Annotated in this window: 15 protein-coding genes; 5 read left to right on the top strand and 10 right to left on the bottom strand. The window is 74.7% G+C overall.

Features of this window, described 5'->3' with window-relative positions; translation table 11 throughout:
• Positions 1–16: 16 nt before the first annotated feature.
• From H7K62_RS11980 to H7K62_RS11970, 3 genes are all read left to right on the top strand, one after another.
• Positions 17–868, top strand: a complete 852-nt coding sequence (locus tag H7K62_RS11980; RefSeq protein ID WP_186718403.1) for a carbohydrate ABC transporter permease — start codon at positions 17–19, stop codon at positions 866–868.
• Complete coding sequence (locus H7K62_RS11975) at positions 865–2,190, top strand: glycoside hydrolase family 32 protein (protein WP_186718401.1); 1,326 nt, start codon at positions 865–867, stop codon at positions 2,188–2,190. The genes H7K62_RS11980 and H7K62_RS11975 overlap by 4 nt, the downstream gene beginning before the upstream one ends.
• 174 nt (positions 2,191–2,364) lie before the next feature.
• Positions 2,365–3,402: a LacI family DNA-binding transcriptional regulator gene (locus H7K62_RS11970; protein ID WP_186718399.1), complete on the top strand. Its 1,038-nt coding sequence runs from the start codon at positions 2,365–2,367 to the stop codon at positions 3,400–3,402.
• A 5-nt stretch (positions 3,403–3,407) separates the two neighbouring features.
• Here the strand turns inward: H7K62_RS11970 and H7K62_RS11965 are convergent, their stop codons facing one another.
• Positions 3,408–4,070, bottom strand: coding sequence for a CG0192-related protein (locus H7K62_RS11965; RefSeq protein WP_186718397.1), 663 nt, complete (start codon positions 4,068–4,070; stop codon positions 3,408–3,410).
• 39 nt (positions 4,071–4,109) lie between these two features.
• Here H7K62_RS11965 and H7K62_RS11960 point away from each other — a divergent pair, with 39 nt between their 5' ends.
• The gene (locus H7K62_RS11960) at positions 4,110–4,958 is read left to right on the top strand and encodes an endo alpha-1,4 polygalactosaminidase (RefSeq protein WP_186718395.1); all 849 of its coding nucleotides are present in this window, start codon (positions 4,110–4,112) and stop codon (positions 4,956–4,958) included.
• Here the strand turns inward: H7K62_RS11960 and H7K62_RS11955 are convergent.
• The 4 genes from H7K62_RS11955 to H7K62_RS11940 all read right to left on the bottom strand — a co-directional run bounded on the left by H7K62_RS11955 (position 4,937) and on the right by H7K62_RS11940 (position 10,178).
• Positions 4,937–7,288: a 13E12 repeat family protein gene (locus H7K62_RS11955; protein WP_186718393.1), complete on the bottom strand. Its 2,352-nt coding sequence runs from the start codon at positions 7,286–7,288 to the stop codon at positions 4,937–4,939. The two genes, H7K62_RS11960 and H7K62_RS11955, sit on opposite strands and share 22 nt — an antisense overlap.
• Positions 7,289–7,394: 106 nt before the next feature.
• Positions 7,395–8,402: a hypothetical protein gene (locus H7K62_RS11950; protein WP_186718391.1), complete on the bottom strand. Its 1,008-nt coding sequence runs from the start codon at positions 8,400–8,402 to the stop codon at positions 7,395–7,397.
• 107 nt (positions 8,403–8,509) lie between these two features.
• Positions 8,510–9,148: a TetR/AcrR family transcriptional regulator C-terminal domain-containing protein gene (locus tag H7K62_RS11945; RefSeq protein ID WP_186718389.1), complete on the bottom strand. Its 639-nt coding sequence runs from the start codon at positions 9,146–9,148 to the stop codon at positions 8,510–8,512.
• Positions 9,149–9,158: 10 nt separating this feature from the next.
• On the bottom strand, positions 9,159–10,178 hold the full coding sequence (locus tag H7K62_RS11940; protein ID WP_186718388.1) for an agmatine deiminase family protein: 1,020 nt from the start codon (positions 10,176–10,178) through the stop codon (positions 9,159–9,161).
• A gap of 123 nt (positions 10,179–10,301) precedes the next feature.
• Between H7K62_RS11940 and H7K62_RS11935 the strand changes: the two genes are divergently transcribed.
• Positions 10,302–12,041 (top strand): amidase, encoded by a 1,740-nt coding sequence (locus H7K62_RS11935; RefSeq protein WP_186718386.1) that lies wholly within the window; start codon positions 10,302–10,304, stop codon positions 12,039–12,041.
• Between the two features lie 19 nt (positions 12,042–12,060).
• Here H7K62_RS11935 and H7K62_RS11930 read toward each other — a convergent pair whose 3' ends face one another.
• The 5 genes from H7K62_RS11930 to H7K62_RS23880 form a co-directional block, all read right to left on the bottom strand.
• The gene (locus tag H7K62_RS11930) at positions 12,061–12,681 is read right to left on the bottom strand and encodes a hypothetical protein (RefSeq protein WP_186718384.1); all 621 of its coding nucleotides are present in this window, start codon (positions 12,679–12,681) and stop codon (positions 12,061–12,063) included.
• A gap of 28 nt (positions 12,682–12,709) precedes the next feature.
• Complete coding sequence (locus H7K62_RS11925; RefSeq protein WP_186718382.1) at positions 12,710–13,510, bottom strand: alpha/beta fold hydrolase; 801 nt, start codon at positions 13,508–13,510, stop codon at positions 12,710–12,712.
• Between the two features lie 4 nt (positions 13,511–13,514).
• Positions 13,515–14,837 (bottom strand): MFS transporter, encoded by a 1,323-nt coding sequence (locus H7K62_RS11920; RefSeq protein ID WP_186718380.1) that lies wholly within the window; start codon positions 14,835–14,837, stop codon positions 13,515–13,517.
• A gap of 138 nt (positions 14,838–14,975) precedes the next feature.
• Positions 14,976–15,413, bottom strand: coding sequence for a GNAT family N-acetyltransferase (locus H7K62_RS11915; RefSeq protein WP_370591742.1), 438 nt, complete (start codon positions 15,411–15,413; stop codon positions 14,976–14,978).
• Between the two features lie 63 nt (positions 15,414–15,476).
• Complete coding sequence (locus tag H7K62_RS23880) at positions 15,477–16,238, bottom strand: GNAT family N-acetyltransferase (protein ID WP_186718378.1); 762 nt, start codon at positions 16,236–16,238, stop codon at positions 15,477–15,479.
• Between the last annotated feature and the right edge of the window lie 101 nt (positions 16,239–16,339).

Genomic DNA, 16,339 nt, shown 5'->3' with positions numbered 1-16,339 from the left:
CGACACCCCGACACCCTTGCCCCGCACCGCGTCCACCGTCGGAGGCCTGACCAGGGCCGTCGGACGCAGCCTCGGCATCGTCGTCCTCGTGGTGGCGGCGGTGACCGCCCTCGGCCCGCTGCTGTGGACCCTCACCACATCGCTGCGCACGCCGGCGGAGTCCTTCACCAACCCGCCGCAGTGGCTGCCGCTGCACCCGGACTTCTCCAACTACGCGGCCGTCTTCGAGCAGATCCCGATCGGGCGGTTCTTCCTCAACAGCGTGATCGTGACGCTGCTGATCGTCGCGGGGCAGACCGTCACGTGCATGCTGTCCGGCTACGCCTTCGCGATGCTGAAGTTCCCGGGCCGCAACGCCATCTTCTTCGCCTTCCTGGCCACGATGATGGTGCCGCTCCAGACGATCATCATCCCGGTCTTCGTGATCGTCAGGTACATGGGCCTGAGCGACAGCCTCGGGAGCCTGGTGATCCCCGCACTTGGCAGCGCGTTCGGCACCTTCCTCATGCGGCAGTACTTCCTGCAGATGCCCAAGGAGCTCGGCGAGGCCGCCACCATCGACGGCGCCAGCTACTTCCAGGTCTTCTCGCTGGTCTACGCCCGCATGGCCGGCCCGGCGATCGCCACCCTGGCGATCCTCAACTTCTCTGGGTTCTGGGCCGAGTTCTACCGGCCGCTGATCTTCCTGCAGACGCAGGACAACTACACCCTCCCGCTGGGCCTGGTGGGCCTGCAGGGCAACCTCGGCACGGGGTCGATCTCGGTCGTCCTGGCCGGCGTGGTGCTGGCGATGATCCCCAGCGTCCTGCTGTTCATCTTCGCCCAGCGCTACTTCATCGAAGGAATCACGGCGGGATCATTCCGATGAGCGACCACCTCACCCCTCGCTTCCACGTCCGTCCTCCGAAGGGGTTCCTCAACGACCCCAACGGCCCGATCCAGGTGGGCGGCACCACCCACCTGTACTTCCAGAACCGTCCCGTGCTGGACACCTCCACCCCGGTCCAGTGGGGTCACGCCACCAGCACCGACCTGGTGCGCTGGCAGCTGCACCGCCCGGCGATGGTCTCCACACCGGACGGCCCGGACCGCGACGGCGTCTACTCCGGCAACACCATCGTCGACGCCCACGGGAACGTGCGGGCCTTCTACTCGGGCTACGTGCGCGAGCTGCCGTTCCAGTCGGTGCTCACCGCGGTCTCCCTCGACGGCGGCGCCTCCTTCAGCGCGCCGGAGCTGGCGGTGGATGACCCCGCGCCCGAGGAGCGCGTGCTCATGTTCCGCGATCCGTTCGTCTGGCACGACGGCGAGCGCTGGCAGATGGTCGTCGGCTCTGAGCGAGCCGGGCAGGTGGCGGCCGTGCGCCGCTACGACTCCGACGACCTGACCGGGTGGACCTACCGCGGCGAGTGGATGCACCGCCGCCGGTCCCTCACCGCCGACGGTCACGACACCGGCGCCGGCTGGGAGTGCCCGCAGGCGGTCACCGTGGGCGGCGTCGACTCGGTGCTCGTGGCGGCCTGGGCCCAGGCCTACCTGACGGGGAAGGTGCTGGTGCTCGACGACACTCCCGGTGGTGTCGAGCGTCCGTACCCCATCGACCACGGCACCAGCTTCTACGCACCATCGATCATGCGCGACAGTCCCGCCGGCCCCTTGGTGTTCGGCTGGCTCCGCGAGTCGCTCGAGACCGACGCTTGGGCCGATCAGGGCTGGGCCGGAGTGATCTCGCTCCCGCGCATGCTCAGCCGCGGTGGCGACGGGACCCTGCGCAGCGCCCCCCTCCCGGCGATGGACACCCTCCGCGCTGGCGACGCCCAGGAGGCCGACGGCGCGCTGCTGGACACGACCTGCTTCGAGCTGGAGCTGCCGATGGCCTCGGCCGCCACCCGGCTGAGCTTCGGCGCGGGGGAGGAGGTCGTCATCACGGTCGACCTCGAGGCCGACACCGTGACCCTCGACCACGACCGTGCGAGCCTGGACCACCGCGCGCACCGCGGTGTCGTCACGGCGCCGGGCGCGCTGGCCGGCGGCACGCAGCCGTGGGCTGTCAGGGTCTTCGTGGACGGTTCCGTCATCGAGGTGTTCACCGCCGCGGGTCGCGCCATCTCGGCGCGCGCCTACCCGACCACGCCGCCGCCGTGGAAGGTGCAGTCAGTGCCCGGCGCCCGGCTCTGGCACCTCCGATGACGGTCGGCTGAAAGGCTGGTGCAGGTCCAGGAGGGCCGGTGCTCCGGCGCTGACCCTCCTGGCCACCCTGGGGATCGGGCATCCTGTCTGCTGAGCCTCGCCCGACGGCGGCGGACCAGCGGTGCGCCCAGCACTCGCACCTCGGAGCACCGACCCAGGACGAAGGACCCCACCATGACGCCTCAGGCCAGCAACAAGCCCGCCGGCCGGGTGACCATGGCCGACGTGGCCCGCCGGGCCGGCGTCTCGGTCTCCACCGTCTCCCTGGTCCTCAACGACAGCAAGACCGTGCAGATCGCCGACCTGACCCGCCAGAAGGTGAGGCGAGCCGCCAAGGAGCTGGAGTTCCGGCCCAACCGCCTCGCCCGCTCGCTGCGCATGCAGCAGGCCGACACCGTCGGCGTCATCACCAACCGCGTCATCGGTCCCCTGTTCGCCGGCCGCATGCTCAGCGGGCTGCAGGGAGCCCTCGCCGGCTCGGGCGTGGTGCCCATGCTCATCGAGACCGATGACGACCCGGCCAGCAACGACGCCGCCGTCACCGCGCTCATCGACCGCGGGGTGGCGGCCCTGGTCTTCGTCTCCATCGAGCCGATGGCGGTTCACCCCAGCCCGCTGCTCGGGGACACCCGCACGATCTACCTCAACTGCTGGCCTGCCGAGCCCGACGACTCCGCCGTGCTGCTCGCCGACGAGTACGCCGGTGGCCTGGCAGCGGCCTCGGCGGTGGTGCAGCGCGGCCACCACCGCACCGCCTACCTCGGCGGACGGCCGTCGGAGTACGCAGCCGTCCAACGCTCACGCGCCTTCGTCGATGCCACCCGCGCGGCTGGTCTCGACCCGGCCGAGCAGAAGGTCAGCTTCGGGGACTACACCCTGGAGTCCGCGTACCACCAAGCGCGCGAGGCCTTCTCCGGGCACCGACCCACCGCCCTGGTGTGCGGGAACGACTTCATGGCCATCGGGGCGATGCTCGCCATGAGGGACCTGGGCGTCTCGGTGCCCGGCGAGGTGAGCATCGTCGGGTTCGACGACATCCCGGAGATCGCTGACGGAGTCCGGCCGGCGCTCACCACGGTGGAGCTCCCGCACGCCGAGATGGGGCGGCGCGCAGGGGAGATCCTCCTCGGACGCCGTCAGCCAGAGGGCCGCGAGCTCGTGCCCTGCGAGCTCGTCCAGCGCGACTCCCTGCAGGACGCTCCGAGCGCGTGACCCGGTCAGGACCCTGACGCGGCGTCAAGCCGGTGCTCGGCGAGAAGCACGGGCTCCTCCTGGCCGGGCCACGTGCCGGTCAGCACGAGCCCGTCCGCCGGCGCGCTCACCGTCGTCGTCGTGCTCAGGACGTGCAGGACGGTGAGGGCAGCGCCGTCACCCTCGAGGCGCGACGTGGCGCCGTCGACGGTCACGCGCGGGTCGGCCCAGGCGCCGGCCGCGGGGGAGGTGCCCGATCCGCTGCCGCGCACGCGCGCCGAGGCGGGCTGCGGCTCGAGCCCGTCCGGAGTGGCCAGGAACAGGTCGGCCTCGCGCCCACCGGTGGCGATCGCGGTGGCCAGGGCGGCGGCGTAGACCGGGTCGTGGCGGGCGTCGTAGACCCAGCGGTCACCCAGCGTGGTGTGGGTCATCGTGGTGACCAGCGAGCCCTCGCCGCCGGCGCGCGGGGCTCCGCGGTACGTCAGCGGCACGTGGAGCACCTGCCCGTCGGCGGTGGCCAGCACGTGCGTCTCCACCCCCACCTCGCCGGCCGGGTCGTCGAAGCGGTACGAGCCGACCTTGGTGAGCGAGGACGTGTCGGCGCCTGCGGCCCACGGCTGGGCGGGCACCCAGGCCGCCAGCAGCTCCGCCTTGGTGGGGACGATCGTGGCGGCGTGGTGGACGGCCATGCCCGCAGCATCCCAGCCCCTCCTCGCTAGCGTGACCGGGTGCCCGTCAGCCGCGCCGGCGTCCCCGCGCTCGCGGCCGGTGTCGTCGCGGTGCTGCTCGCCGGCTGCGCCGGCGCGGTACCGGCGCCCATCCGCGGGCAGGGCGCCTGGGCGCTGCCGCCCGCCGGTGCCCGCTTCGACTACCAGCTCGGCGGTGGCTACACCCCGGCCGAGGGCGTCACCGTGGTGGCCCGCGACCGGACCGAGCGGCCCGCGGGCCTGGGGTACGACGTCTGCTACGTCAACGGGTTCCAGACCCAGCCGGCCGACTCCGCGGCCTTCGCCGCGGCACACCCCGACCTGGTGGTGCAGACCGCCGACGGGCCCCTGGCCGACCCGGACTGGCCGGACGAGCTGCTGCTGGACACCTCCACCCCCGTGAAGCGCGCGGCGCTGCTGGACCTCGTGGGGCCCTGGATCCGCGGCTGCGCGGCCTCGGGGTTCGACGCCGTGGAGGTCGACAACCTCGACAGCTGGACCCGCTCGCAGGGGCACCTGACCGCCCAGGGCGCCACCACGCTGGCGGTGGAGTACGCCCGGGTCGCGCACCAGGCGGGGCTGGCGGTCGCGCAGAAGAACGCCCCCGAGCTGTCAGCACGGCTGCGCGCCGCCGGGTACGACCTGGCGGTGGCCGAGTCCTGCGAGGCCTTCGACGAGTGCAGCGCCTACACCGACCACTACCCGGTGGTGCTCGACGTCGAGTACACCGACGAGCTGGGTGCCGACGGCTTCGCGCGGGTGTGCGCCGAGGCCCGTGGCCGCAGCGGCGGTCTGCAGCGGGTGCTGCGCGACCACGACCTGCTCACCCCCGACGACGCCGGCTACGCCTACCGGGCCTGCCCGGCGTGAGGGCCGGCCGATGCGTCGGCCCGACTGTGCGGTCCAGGAGCACTCCACGGGTCGGCGCCGAGGACGTCGGTGAGGTCGGGCAGCAGGGGGGTGGCGCTGCGGTGGTAGACCCGTCCGGTCGGTGAGGTCCAGGTGAAGGTGCCGGGGCTGGGCTGGGTCAGGTCCCAGCCGCCGTGGGTCTTGGCGGTGTGCCAGCGCTGGCAGATGCAGCCGAGGTTGCCGGCTTGGGTGAGTCCTCCGCGCAGGCGGGTGGGGGTCGCCGGGCCCCAGGCGGTGGTGTGGTCCAGCTGGGTGGCCCCGGCGCGGGCGCTGTGGTGGCAGACCGGGGAGATGCAGACCCCGTCGCGGGTGCGCACGTGGGCGGCCAGCAGCACTGAGGGTCGGTAGGTGACTTCGATGCGGGTTGCGGGGTCGTTCGGGTCGGGGGCTGCGGTCTGGGCCAGCAGCAGCGCCAGGTGCTGGGTGGTGCTGCGGGTGGTGAGGGTGGGGAGGGTGTCGGGGGCGGGCAGGGTCCAGCGGGAGCGGTGGGTCAGCACCCCGGTGGTGGGGTCGGCGACCAGGCGCCGCCAGCGGGCTGCGCGGACCGCGGTGCGGGTGGTGTGGGGGGCGAGGCGTCCGATGCCGGGGACGTGGCCGAAGGGTCCGTACCCGGCCAGGGCGCGGCGGGCGGAGCGAGCAGCACGAGCAGCCCGCAGCCGCTGCGCGCCCCGTGCACTGATGGGGGCAGGCGCAGGCGCCCCGGGGGCTCGGGCGCTCTGGGTGTTCTGGGTGTTCTGGGGGCTGCGGGGGCGTGGCGGGGTGGGCACCGGCGCCGTCGTGGGCTGGCCGGTGGGCTTGGGGGAGGCGGGTGCAGTTGTGGAGCGGGGTCGTTCTCGTGGCGGGCAGGGTGGAGCGCTGCTCGGCGGGGTCCCGAAGGTGTCGGCCAGCGGCGGGCTCGGGCTGCTCGGACCCGGCGGTGGGTCTTCACCGCCAGGGCCGTCCCTTGGGCCGTCATCTGGGTCGCTGCTCGGCCCGTCGGGGTCTTCGGGGTCGTCAAGGTCGGCGAGGTCATCGGCCAGGACCACGATGTGGATCTCGGAGAGGCGCGCCCGCTGCTCAGGGGTGGGGATGCGCACCGGCTTGCGGGTGTCCGGGGCGAGCTCGCCCACCGGTGGCTGACCGGGGGACCCGGCGTCCTGCCCGTCCTCGTCGTCGTCGCCGTCGTCGTCGTCGCTGTCGCCGTCAGCATCGGGGGCTGGCTGTCCCAGAGCCTCGGCGATGATCTGCGGGGTCGGGGAGAAGTCCCCCACGACCAGGCTGACGAAGACGTCAGCGCGGCGCTGGGCCAGGCTGCGCAGCTCCTCCTCGTGGTCCTGCTCGGGCCCGTCGGCGGTGGTGTCGGGGGCGTAGGTGTCCCCGTCCTTGGCCTGGGCGGCGATCTGCTGGATCACCTGCCACACCCGCGCCGCGTCGGCGGTCTCCAGGGTGGCGACCACCTGCTGGCAGCCCGGCACCGAGGAAGGCCGCAGGACCACGTCGCGCTGCTCGACCCCCGCCGCCATCGACCGCGCCGCGAACCCCGGATCTGCCGCCAGGGCGGCCTCGTGCAGGGCGTCGAGCAGCCGGGTCCGGCTCAAGGTGGCCGCTGCCTTGACGGCCTGGGCTTCCACCTGGGCCCGTGCGCGGTCTCCGTCGGGACCATCGGGCAGCCGCCGGCAGATGTCGGCCAGGACCTGGAACTGCGCTGCGGTCATCACCCCGGCCAGGAGGGCCTCTTCGGCGGCAGGCAGGTCGGCGGCCTGGCGGGCCAGGCCGACCAGGGATGTGGCGGTGCGTCCGGAGATCCGCAGCACAGGGGCCAGCTCATCGGAGGCGGGTCGGCGGGAGTCTCTGGCCGCCGCGCGTGAGGGTCGTTCGGACAGCTTGGCGGCGTCCAGCCCGGCGATGGTGGCGAGCTTGACAGCGAACAGGTAGGAGGTGGCCCGCTCCACCGCGGCGGTGACCTCGGTCCACTCCCGGCTGCTCAGGCCCACACCCGCGCCCGTGCCAGAGGTGTTCAGGGCGGTGTGCAGGGCGTCGACCCCGGCGATGACGGTCGCGCCGGGCTCGCAGGCGACCAGCGCCGCTACGGCGGGTCGGATCCGGCGGCGCTCGGCGATCGTCCCCGTCAGCGGGTCGGACGTCAGCTGGTGGGTCCACCAGGAGGTGCTGAAGCGGGCCCCCGCCTCAGCCGGGTGGTCCGGGTCGTCAGCCTCGGTGTCGAGGTCGAAGGGCTCCTCCGGGGCGCTCCCGGAGGTGGGGTCCTCGGCGGGGTCGCCCAGGGCCCACCGCGGGGGTGCGCTGGAGGTCATGTCGATCACGCTAGGGGTCACCACTGACAGCCCGGTGGAGTCCATCGGGGCAGGTCAGAAGCGTGATCAGCGCCTTACGGAACGTGAGACGAGGCCCCTGGCGGCCTCATGCGGGGCCTGAGTCGTCGACCCCGGCGTCGTCGACCCCGGCGTCGTCCCGTCGCGGGGTGCCCCTGCGTGCCACGGCGATCGCACCGCCCACGACGACGGCGACCGCGGCCGCGAGCGCGATGGCGCGCACCGTGGAGCCGGTGCTGGACAGGGACGCCAGGAGCACCTGCGCGCCGTAGCCGACCAGCTCCCCGGGGTAGTGCCATGCCACCCGGTAGCCCACCGCCATCGTGACCGCGGTGATCACCGCCGGGCCGGCCCACAGGAGCAGGAGCGCGGCTGCTGCGGCCAGCGCCCGGCCGCGCGTGCGCAGACCGGCCCACCCGATCACCGCTCCGACCGCCACCGGAGCGAGCCACGCCGCTTCCAGCGAGCCGTTCGTGCCGAGCCGTCCCCCGACGGGGCCGAGGACGCCGAGGAGCCCCAGGGGAGCCAGCACCGCCGTGGGCCACCCGCCTGCGAGCAGTGCCGTCAGGGTGACGCCGAGCACCACCGGCGCCTTCGGCTCGGCGGTGAGGAGCGCCAGCAGCACGAGCCCCGTGCCCACCCCGGTCGCCACCAGCAGCGCGAGCGCGGCGAGGTAGACGTCCGAGGCGGTGCGCTCCGGCAACCCCGAGGCCACCGTGGTGAGCGCCTGGACGCCCGTCACGGCCTGGACGCCGAGCACACCGGCACCCGCCCCCAGCACCGACCGGCGGTCGACGGTCATCCGGCGCGAGCGACGCACCAGGCGCAGCGCGGCACCGGCGAGCGCAGGTCCCACGACGAGCACCGCGAGGACGTCGATGAGGGAGAAGGGGCTCAGCGGCAGCAGCGCGACCGGCAGGGGGGACGGCACGGGCTCCGCCCAGAGCACCTGCTGGGGGAGTCGCGCGCCTCCCGCCAGCCACGGGACGAGTGCCAGCACCGCACAGGAGACGCCCAGGGCCGCCCCCGCCACCGGGCTGAGGCGCCTCGCGGCCGCGGTGACGTCTGGTGGGCTGGAGCCGACCGCAGCGCTCATGTCGATCACCGTAGGGATCTGGTGTGGCGGACCCCGGAGGCGCGCCGGTACCGGCGGGCTCGGGGCACCACGTGCGGGTGGAGGAGGTCCTCGTCGAGGCCCGGTGGTCAGGCGCCCTCGGCTGCCGCACCTGACCGGTGCGCGAGCTCCAGGCCGGTGAGCAGGCTGCCCAGGCCCAGCTCGAACGTGGCCGCAGAGCGGTCTCCGGGCTGGGACTCCGCGGCGCGCACGGCGCGTGACAGGCGCGGGCGGCGCTCGTCGTCGTCGTCCCAGACCTCCGCGGGGGCACCGGCGTCGAGGGCGGAGCCGAGCACGAAGCAGTCGAGCACCGCCACCACGTGCAGGGCGGTGGCGTCGTCGAAGCCGTCCTGCACCAGCACCTCGACCAGCGCCTCGTAGCTGGCCAGGACCTCGGGGTCGCTGACCGTCTGCGCGGTGAGCAGGGGGACGACGTGGGGGTGCGCGGCCATCGCGCCGCGGTAGCCGCGGGCCCAGCGCTCGGCGAAGGCCCGCCAGTCCTCGCCGTCGACGCGCTGGTCGGGCATCCGCCCCGCGCACACCAGCCCGCGCAGGCCTTCGACGACGTCGGAGCGCCCGCCCGGCACGTGGTGGTACAGCGACGACGCGCTCACCCCGAGGGCCCGGGCGAGGCGCGGCATGGTGAAGTCGCCGGCGACGTCCACCAGGTCCAGCGAGGCCGTGAGGATGGCGCCGCGGGAGAGCAGCGGCGAGGTCGGGCGAGCCACCGGCCGCGCCTCAGGCCGGCTGCTGCTGGGTGATGCAGTGGATGCCGCCGCCGAAGGCGAAGACGTCCCGGGCGTCCACCAGCACCACCTCCCTGCCCGGGTAGGCCTGCGCCAGCACGCGCGCCGCGTCCGCGTCGCGCTCGTCGGCGAAGCCGCAGAGCACGACGACCCCGTTGGCCACGTAGTGGTTGACGTAGGAGTGGTCGACCAGCTCGCCGTCCACCTCGCCCACCACCGGGGCGAGCAGCTCGGTGACCCGCAGGCGGCGACCTCGGGCGTCGGTGGCGGCGCGCAGCAGCTCGGCCACCTCGGCGGACACCTCGTGGTCGGGGTGGCCGGGGTCGGTCTGGGTGTGCACGACCACCTCGCCGGGGGCGGTGAACGCCGCGACGATGTCGACGTGGCCGCGGGTGCCGAACTCCCCGTAGTCGGCGGTCAGTCCGCGCGGCAGCCAGATGGCCGTGGACGTGCCCAGCTGGGCGTGCACCTCGGCCTCGACCTGCTCGCGGGTCCACCCGGGGTTGCGGTCCGGGTCCAGCTGCACGGTCTCGGTGAGCAGCACCGTGCCCTCGCCGTCCACGTGGAAGCCGCCGCCCTCGGTCACCAGCGACGACGACGCGACGGGCACCCCGGCGAGCCCCGCCACGTGCCGCGCCACCAGCGCGTCCTGGTCCCACGCGGCCCAGCTCTGCCCGCCCCAGCCGTTGAAGGTCCAGTCGACCGCGCGCACGTCACCGAGCTCGGAGCGCACGAACGTCGGCCCGGAGTCGCGCAGCCAGGAGTCGTCCAGGCCCACCTCGTCCAGCTGCACGCGGGGGTCGAGCAGCTCGCGCGCGGCGCTGGCGTCCTCGGGTCGCACGAGCATCCGCACCGGCTCGAAGCCCACCACGGTGTTCGCGACCCGGCTCCACGCGACCCGGGCGCGCTGCAGGTCAGCGCCGCCCACCTCGCCGAACGTGGCGTTGGGCGGAGGGAAGGCCATCCACGTGCGCTCGTGGGGCTCCCACTCGGCGGGCATCGCGGTCGTCATCGGCGGGGCTCCTGCTCCTCGGTCGGGGCTGGGGTGTTGCGGAACCGGGGGTGGGTGCCCCACGATCAGGGCACGCTAACCGAAAGGCTGTCGGTTAGGTAGCCCCAGCGAGAGGTGACACCCATGGCCCCCCAGGCGCACGGTCAGGACGTCGACGTCGTCGAGGCCTCCATCGCCGACCTGCGTGCAGCCCTGGCCGACGGACGCGCCACGGCCGTCTCGCTGCTGGAGGCCCACCTCGCCCGCATCGCCGCCTACGACGCCCCGGGCACCGAGACCGCGCTGAACGCCGTCGTCGTCCTCAACCCCGCGGCCCACGAGGAGGCGCGCGCCTCCGACCAGCGCCGCGCCCGCGGGGAGTCGCTCGGACCCCTCGACGGCATCCCCTACACCGCCAAGGACAGCTACCTCGTGCGCGGCCTCACCGCCGCGGCCGGCAGCCCGGCCTTCGCCGACCTCGTGGCCCAGCGCGACGCCTTCACCATCGAACGGCTGCGCACCGCCGGCGCGGTCTGCCTGGGCCTGACCAACATGCCGCCCATGGCCAACGGAGGCATGCAGCGCGGCGTCTACGGACGCGCCGAGAGCCCGTACAGCGCCGACTGGCTCACCGCCCCGTTCGCCTCCGGCTCGTCCAACGGGTCCGGGACGGCGACCGCCGCGAGCTTCGCCGCGTTCGGCCTGGGGGAGGAGACCTGGTCGAGCGGGCGCGGGCCCGCCAGCAACAACGGCCTGGTCGCCTACACCCCCTCCCGCGGCGTCATCTCCACGCGGGGCAACTGGCCGCTGGTGCCGACCATGGACGTCGTCGTCCCGCACACCCGCTCCGTGGCGGACCTGCTGGAGGTGCTCGACGTCGTCGTCGCCGACGACCCGCTCACCCGCGGCGACCTGTGGCGCTCCCAGCCGTGGGTGGCCCTCCCCGCCGCGTCCGCGGTGCGCCCGGAGTCCTACCCGGCGCTCGCCGTCGACGACGTCGACGCCGCCCGCGAGGTGCTGCGCGGCGCGCGCGTGGGGGTGCCGCGGATGTACGTCAACGCCGACCCCGACGCCGGCACGGGCACCGGCATCGGCGGCCCGACCGGGCAGCGGATCGAGACCCGCGCCTCCGTCATCGCCCTGTGGGAGGCCGCCCGCGCGGACCTCGAGGCCGCCGGCGCCGAGGTGGTCGAGGTCGACTTCCCCGCGGTGACCCACTACGAGGGCGACCGCGCCGGCGCCCCCACCATCGCCACCCGCGGCCTGGTCCCGGCCGACTTCCTGCGCCGTGAGGTGACCGACCTCGCCGCCTGGGCCTTCGAGGACTTCCTGGACGCCAACGGCGACCCGGCGCTGAGCACCCTCGCCGGCGTCGACGGTGCGCGGATCTTCCCCCACCCCGCCGGAGCCCTGCCGGACCGGTACACCGGCTTCGACGACGACCTGCCCACCTACCCGCAGTGGGTCCGCGACCACCCGGGCGCCTCCTACGCCGACGTGCCGGGCATCGAGGCCGGGCTGCGCGGGCTGGAGGCCACGCGGAAGGCCGACGTCGAGGACTGGATGGACGCCCTGGGCCTGGCCGCGGTCGTCTTCCCCGCCGTGGCCGACGTCGGCCCGGCCACCGCCGACGTCGACGAGGCCGCCGCCGACGCCGCGTGGCGCAACGGCGTCTGGGTGGCCAACGGCAACCTCGCGGTCCGCCACCTCGGCATCCCCACCGTGACCGTCCCCATGGGCGTCATGGACGACACCGGCATGCCCGTCGGGCTGACCCTCGCCGGGCGCGCCTACGACGACACCCGGCTGCTGCGCCTGGCCGCCGCGTTCGAGGCGACGGGCTCGCGGCGGGTCGCGCCGCCGCGCACGCCGCCGCTGCGCTGACGGTCGGTCGCGCTGACGGTCAGCGGCGCCCGGCGGGCCTGCTGGCGAGCCAGGCGTCGAAGCCGGTGACGTCGCGGACACCGTCCTCCAGGACGGCCCGGTACACGTCGGCGCTCGTCACCGAGGTGCCGTACTCCGAGCGGGCGGCCCAGTGCTCCTTGACCGCCAGCACCGCGTCGCGCGCCTGCTCCGTCAGCAGCGCGGGCAGGCTGCGGACGTGGCGCAGGTCGGGCTGGCGCTCGGGCTCGTCCACGAACCACACGTCCAGCTTCCACTCCTCGCGGTGGGCCGGGGCGTACCTGACCTGCAGGTACAGGCCGTCCGGGTAGGTGGCGGGGTCGGTGTTGAGCCGGCCCACCTCCGAGCGGAGGGTCACCTCGCGCACGTCCCCGCGCCGCAGCAGCGTCCCGGCGAGATCGCTCACGACGACGACGTCGAGGCGCTGGCAGACCACGGTGATGTCGATGTCGCGCCACACCATGAGCCCCAGCCGCGAGCTGCCCACCCGGTGCGGCTCGCCCACCGCCCCCAGCAGCGGGCCGTCGAGACCGAGCTCGCTGACCACCGCGTCGGCCTCGGCCTGCAGGGCGTCGGCGCGGTCACGGCGCCGTCGGGCCGAGGTGGTGTCGCTGGCGTCCACGGGGGTCCTCCGGGGGGTGGGCAGCCGATCACCGTAGCGCCTCCAGGAAGCCGCGCAGCCCCCGCCAGAAGCCGTCGAACCTGTCGCGGCGCACGTCGTGCCCGGCCCCGGCCACCTCCACCACCCGCAGCTGCGGCCACAGCGCGCGGGCCCGTGCGGCCATCGCCGGGCTCACCGCGCTCGGCGTGCCGTGCAGGAGCAGCCCCGGGCAGGTCAGCGTGCTGACGTGCTCCTCCCAGCGGTTGGCGGCGGGCCAGGAGTCGAACCATCGGACCGCGTCGGGGTCCACCAGGGTCTGAGCCAGCGACCAGGAGCGCAGGTCGTCGTCGTCCCACGCGGGGTGCAGGGCGCGGCCTCGCTCCCACCGACGTGCCCCGGGGAGGGCGGCGACCTCCACCTGACGTCCCCGGCTGGCCTCCGCGTCCTTGCTCCCGTCCGCCGGGGGGTCCGGCCAGGCGGGGTCCTCCAGCACCAGGGCGGCCACCTCAACCTCAGCCGACGCCAGCACCGCGTGGACACCCCCCATGGAGTGCCCGACCAGCACGGGCCGCTCCAGGCCCAGTGCGCGCACCAGGCTCACCAGGTCCCGGGTGTGCGCCTGCAGCGAGTAGTCCGCAGCCCGGTCCGAGGCGCCGTGGCCGCGAGCGTCGAAGGAGACCACGTCGTGCTCCTGCGCCAGGTCCCGCGCTGTGCGGCCCCAACACGCGGCGTCGTCGCAGAGGCCGTGCGCCAGCACCACCGTCGGACGGGGTGGTCTCCGGGGCCCGCTGCGGTGCCAGGTCAGCCGCACCCCGCCGACGTCGACCGTGCCCGACTGCACCACGTGCACGGGGTCAGCCTCGCAGCGACGCCGGCGGGAGTCGGCGCTCGAGGCGCAGGAGCACGCCGGTGCTCACCGCGTTCAGCCCGGCCAGCACCAGCCACGGCAGGGCGCTGGCCACGGATGCCAGCGCGGTGAAGAAGGCTGGCGCTGCGATCGACGCCACCGTGAAGGAGTACTGGAAGACCGTCAGGTAGCGGCCTCGTGCCCCCTCGGGGGCAGCAGCAGCGGCCAGGGCCGTCGAGGCCGGGGCGTGCAGCAGCTCCGCCGCGGTGAACAGCAGCGTGACCGACACCAGGAGGACGACGACGACCCCCAGCCGCCCGGGTGCCAGCAGCGCCATCCCCAGCGCCCACGCCGTCCACAGCCCCGAGGCCACCACGAGCACACGGGTCCGGCGGAACCGGGCCGTCCGCAGCCCGACGGGGGCGGACAGCACCGCGATGAGCAGCGCGTTGCCGGCCAGCACCGCAGCCGTCAGCCAGCCCGGGGCCCGCAGCACGCTGAGGACCACCGTCGGCAGCGCGAGCCCGAGCATCATGCTGGTCAGCGCGTAGACGGTGTTGAGCGCGGTGAGCGCGGCGAACGGCCTGTCACGCAGCAGCACGCGGTAACCCGTCACGCCTCCGGGACCGGCCGCGGCACCTCGGTCCGCCGGGCGGGACGTCCGCGCCCGACGAGGGCTGGGGACGACGACGGCGATGAGCACTGCGGCGACGGCGAAGCAGAGCGCCGAGGCGTACGCGACCGCCGCGTAGGTGCCGTCGCGCCCGTCCGCGATGACCAGGCCGGTGGCCAGGCCGCCGACCGCGAGCCCGGCGGTGCGGGCGCCGTTCGCCACCGAGAACCACGTGTCGGTGCTCCAGGCCCGTCCCAGACGGGCTGCCCCGTCGGCCCCGTCGGCCCCGTCGGCCCCGTCGGCCCCGTCGGCCTCGGCGGCCTCGGCGATCGCGGTGAACACCGAAGACCAGAAGACGCGCACCCCCACGGCGACCAGCACCGACGCCGCGAACACGCCGACGGCCCCGTGGACGTGTGCGTACGCCGCGAAGCCGACGGCCTGCAGCAGCTGCGCGGACACCACCAGCGGCCGTGCTCCGAGCCTGTCGACCAGCACCCCGACGCCCACGGGGACCGGCAGCGCCAGGGCGTTCGCCAGCGTCAGCAGCAGCCCCAGCTGGGCGAGGGGCACGTCGGTCAGCCGGAGGAAGAAGACCAGTGACAGCGGCAGGAAGAGCCCGTTGCCGAGCGAGTCCACCACCAGCGCGGTCAGGAGGGCGGCGCTCCCGCGGCGGCGCGGCGCGAAGGGAGGACGGGTGGTCGGGTGAGAGCTCATCGCGAGTGTCTCCAGGCATGGCGAGGCCGACGGGGTTCATCGGCCCACTCGCGGCACGCGCTGCGAGACCACTCCACCAGGACTGCGCAGCGGGGTCCGCTGCCGGTCCTGACTACAGTTGGGGCTCTGCTGATCAGCCTAGGGGCGGCGGGCACCTGCGTCGAGGGTGGGCAGGTGCACGAGGCCCGCTGCCGTGGTGCGGAAGCCGCAGGCGCCGAGGTAGAAGGGCGCCAGGTGCGGCTCGAAGTCCACGAAGAGCCACTCGCACCCGGCGTTCCTGGCCTGCACGACCGCCTGGCGGACCACCTCCGTGCCGAGGCCTCGCCGCTGCAGCCGCGGATGGGTCTTGGTGTCGACGAGGAAGGCGTGGTCAGCGCCGTCCCAGGCGACGTTGACGAAGCCGACCAGCTCACCGGAGCCGTCACGGGCGGTCACCCAGCCCAGCGAGTGCGGGTGCACCCGGTCCCACCACCCCGGCGAGGCAGCGCCGCCGTGGGCGAGGGTGAGGGTGACGAGCTCCTCGTCAGTGACGGGTGCGCGCCACGCCAGGTCTGCGGTTTGGTGCGAGTCGATCACGCCTGAGGGTCTACCCCCGCGGGTCCCCGGCGCCACGGGTTTCCGGGGGTGGGGCGCGAGGCGTCAGAGGTCCCGGTGGACCCGGGTCTCGAAGCCACCGCGGGGACCGGGACGCGTGGTCGACGCCGTCCAGCCGCACGCGGTGAAGAACCCCTCGACGCCGGTGCCCCAGGGCACGCGCGCTTCGACGCGGTCCAGCCCGGCACCAGCAGCGTGTGCTGCCAGCGCGCCGAGCAGCTGGCTCCCGACGCCGGCGCCGCGCAGCGACGGCTCGACCACCAGGGCCTCGAGCACCGCCGACCGCTGCCCGGCCCGTGCGGCGGTCTCGGCCCGCCGCACCCGGGCCGCGGTCCCACCGCGGGTCGGCAGCAGCGTCACCGCCTGGACCACGGGACCGCCGTGGTGCCGCAGCACCCCCGGCAGGGCCCGCAGCGCACCCCGGGACGGGACGGCTGAGACCGCGGCACCGATGAGCCGGGGCCCCCACTCGCGCAGCAGGTGCTCGCGGTGGGCCGAGCCGTCGAGCACCCCCAGCAGGACACCGGCGATCCGCGGCCGGGCGCCGCGCGTGGCGGCGTCGTCGTCGTCGACCTGCTCCGCCACGAGGGCCACGGCGTGCGGGGGAGACAGGTGGGCGAGGTGCCAGGCACGCAGGAAGCCGGCGCCGAGCGCCGCGGGCACGTCCAGGGCAGCCGACGGGGGAGTGAGGGCGTGCAGGGCGCTGGACGCGGCGAGGTCCGCCTCGACGAGGGGACGGACCACCACCACGTGGTGCTCGGGGGCCGTGGCGGAGGGGCGGGCGGGGGCGGTGGGAGCAGTGGACACGGGTCACCTCGGGGGATGGTGCAGCAGCGCGCGGGACCTGGGCTCGATCACCGCGGGGGCGTGGTCGGGGAAGGGGGAGCGGAGCACCCGGCGCCAGCGAG

Origin of the sequence: Quadrisphaera sp. RL12-1S (genome assembly GCF_014270065.1) — a bacterium.
Classification (GTDB): domain Bacteria; phylum Actinomycetota; class Actinomycetes; order Actinomycetales; family Quadrisphaeraceae; genus Quadrisphaera.
Note: the sequence above shows the minus strand (reverse complement) of the source record. Positions and strands in the feature narration are given on the sequence as shown.

Excerpts from the sequence above, each read along its gene's own strand:
- H7K62_RS11950 (WP_186718391.1), bottom strand. The coding sequence starts at position 8,402 with ATGAGCGCTGCGGTCGGCTCCAGCCCACCAGACGTCACCGCGGCCGCG.
- H7K62_RS11965 (WP_186718397.1), bottom strand. The coding sequence starts at position 4,070 with ATGGCCGTCCACCACGCCGCCACGATCGTCCCCACCAAGGCGGAGCTG.
- H7K62_RS11940 (WP_186718388.1), bottom strand. The coding sequence starts at position 10,178 with ATGACGACCGCGATGCCCGCCGAGTGGGAGCCCCACGAGCGCACGTGG.
- H7K62_RS11970 (WP_186718399.1), top strand. The coding sequence starts at position 2,365 with ATGACGCCTCAGGCCAGCAACAAGCCCGCCGGCCGGGTGACCATGGCC.
- H7K62_RS11955 (WP_186718393.1), bottom strand. The coding sequence starts at position 7,288 with ATGACCTCCAGCGCACCCCCGCGGTGGGCCCTGGGCGACCCCGCCGAG.
- H7K62_RS11935 (WP_186718386.1), top strand. The coding sequence starts at position 10,302 with ATGGCCCCCCAGGCGCACGGTCAGGACGTCGACGTCGTCGAGGCCTCC.
- H7K62_RS11920 (WP_186718380.1), bottom strand. The coding sequence starts at position 14,837 with ATGAGCTCTCACCCGACCACCCGTCCTCCCTTCGCGCCGCGCCGCCGC.
- H7K62_RS11975 (WP_186718401.1), top strand. The coding sequence starts at position 865 with ATGAGCGACCACCTCACCCCTCGCTTCCACGTCCGTCCTCCGAAGGGG.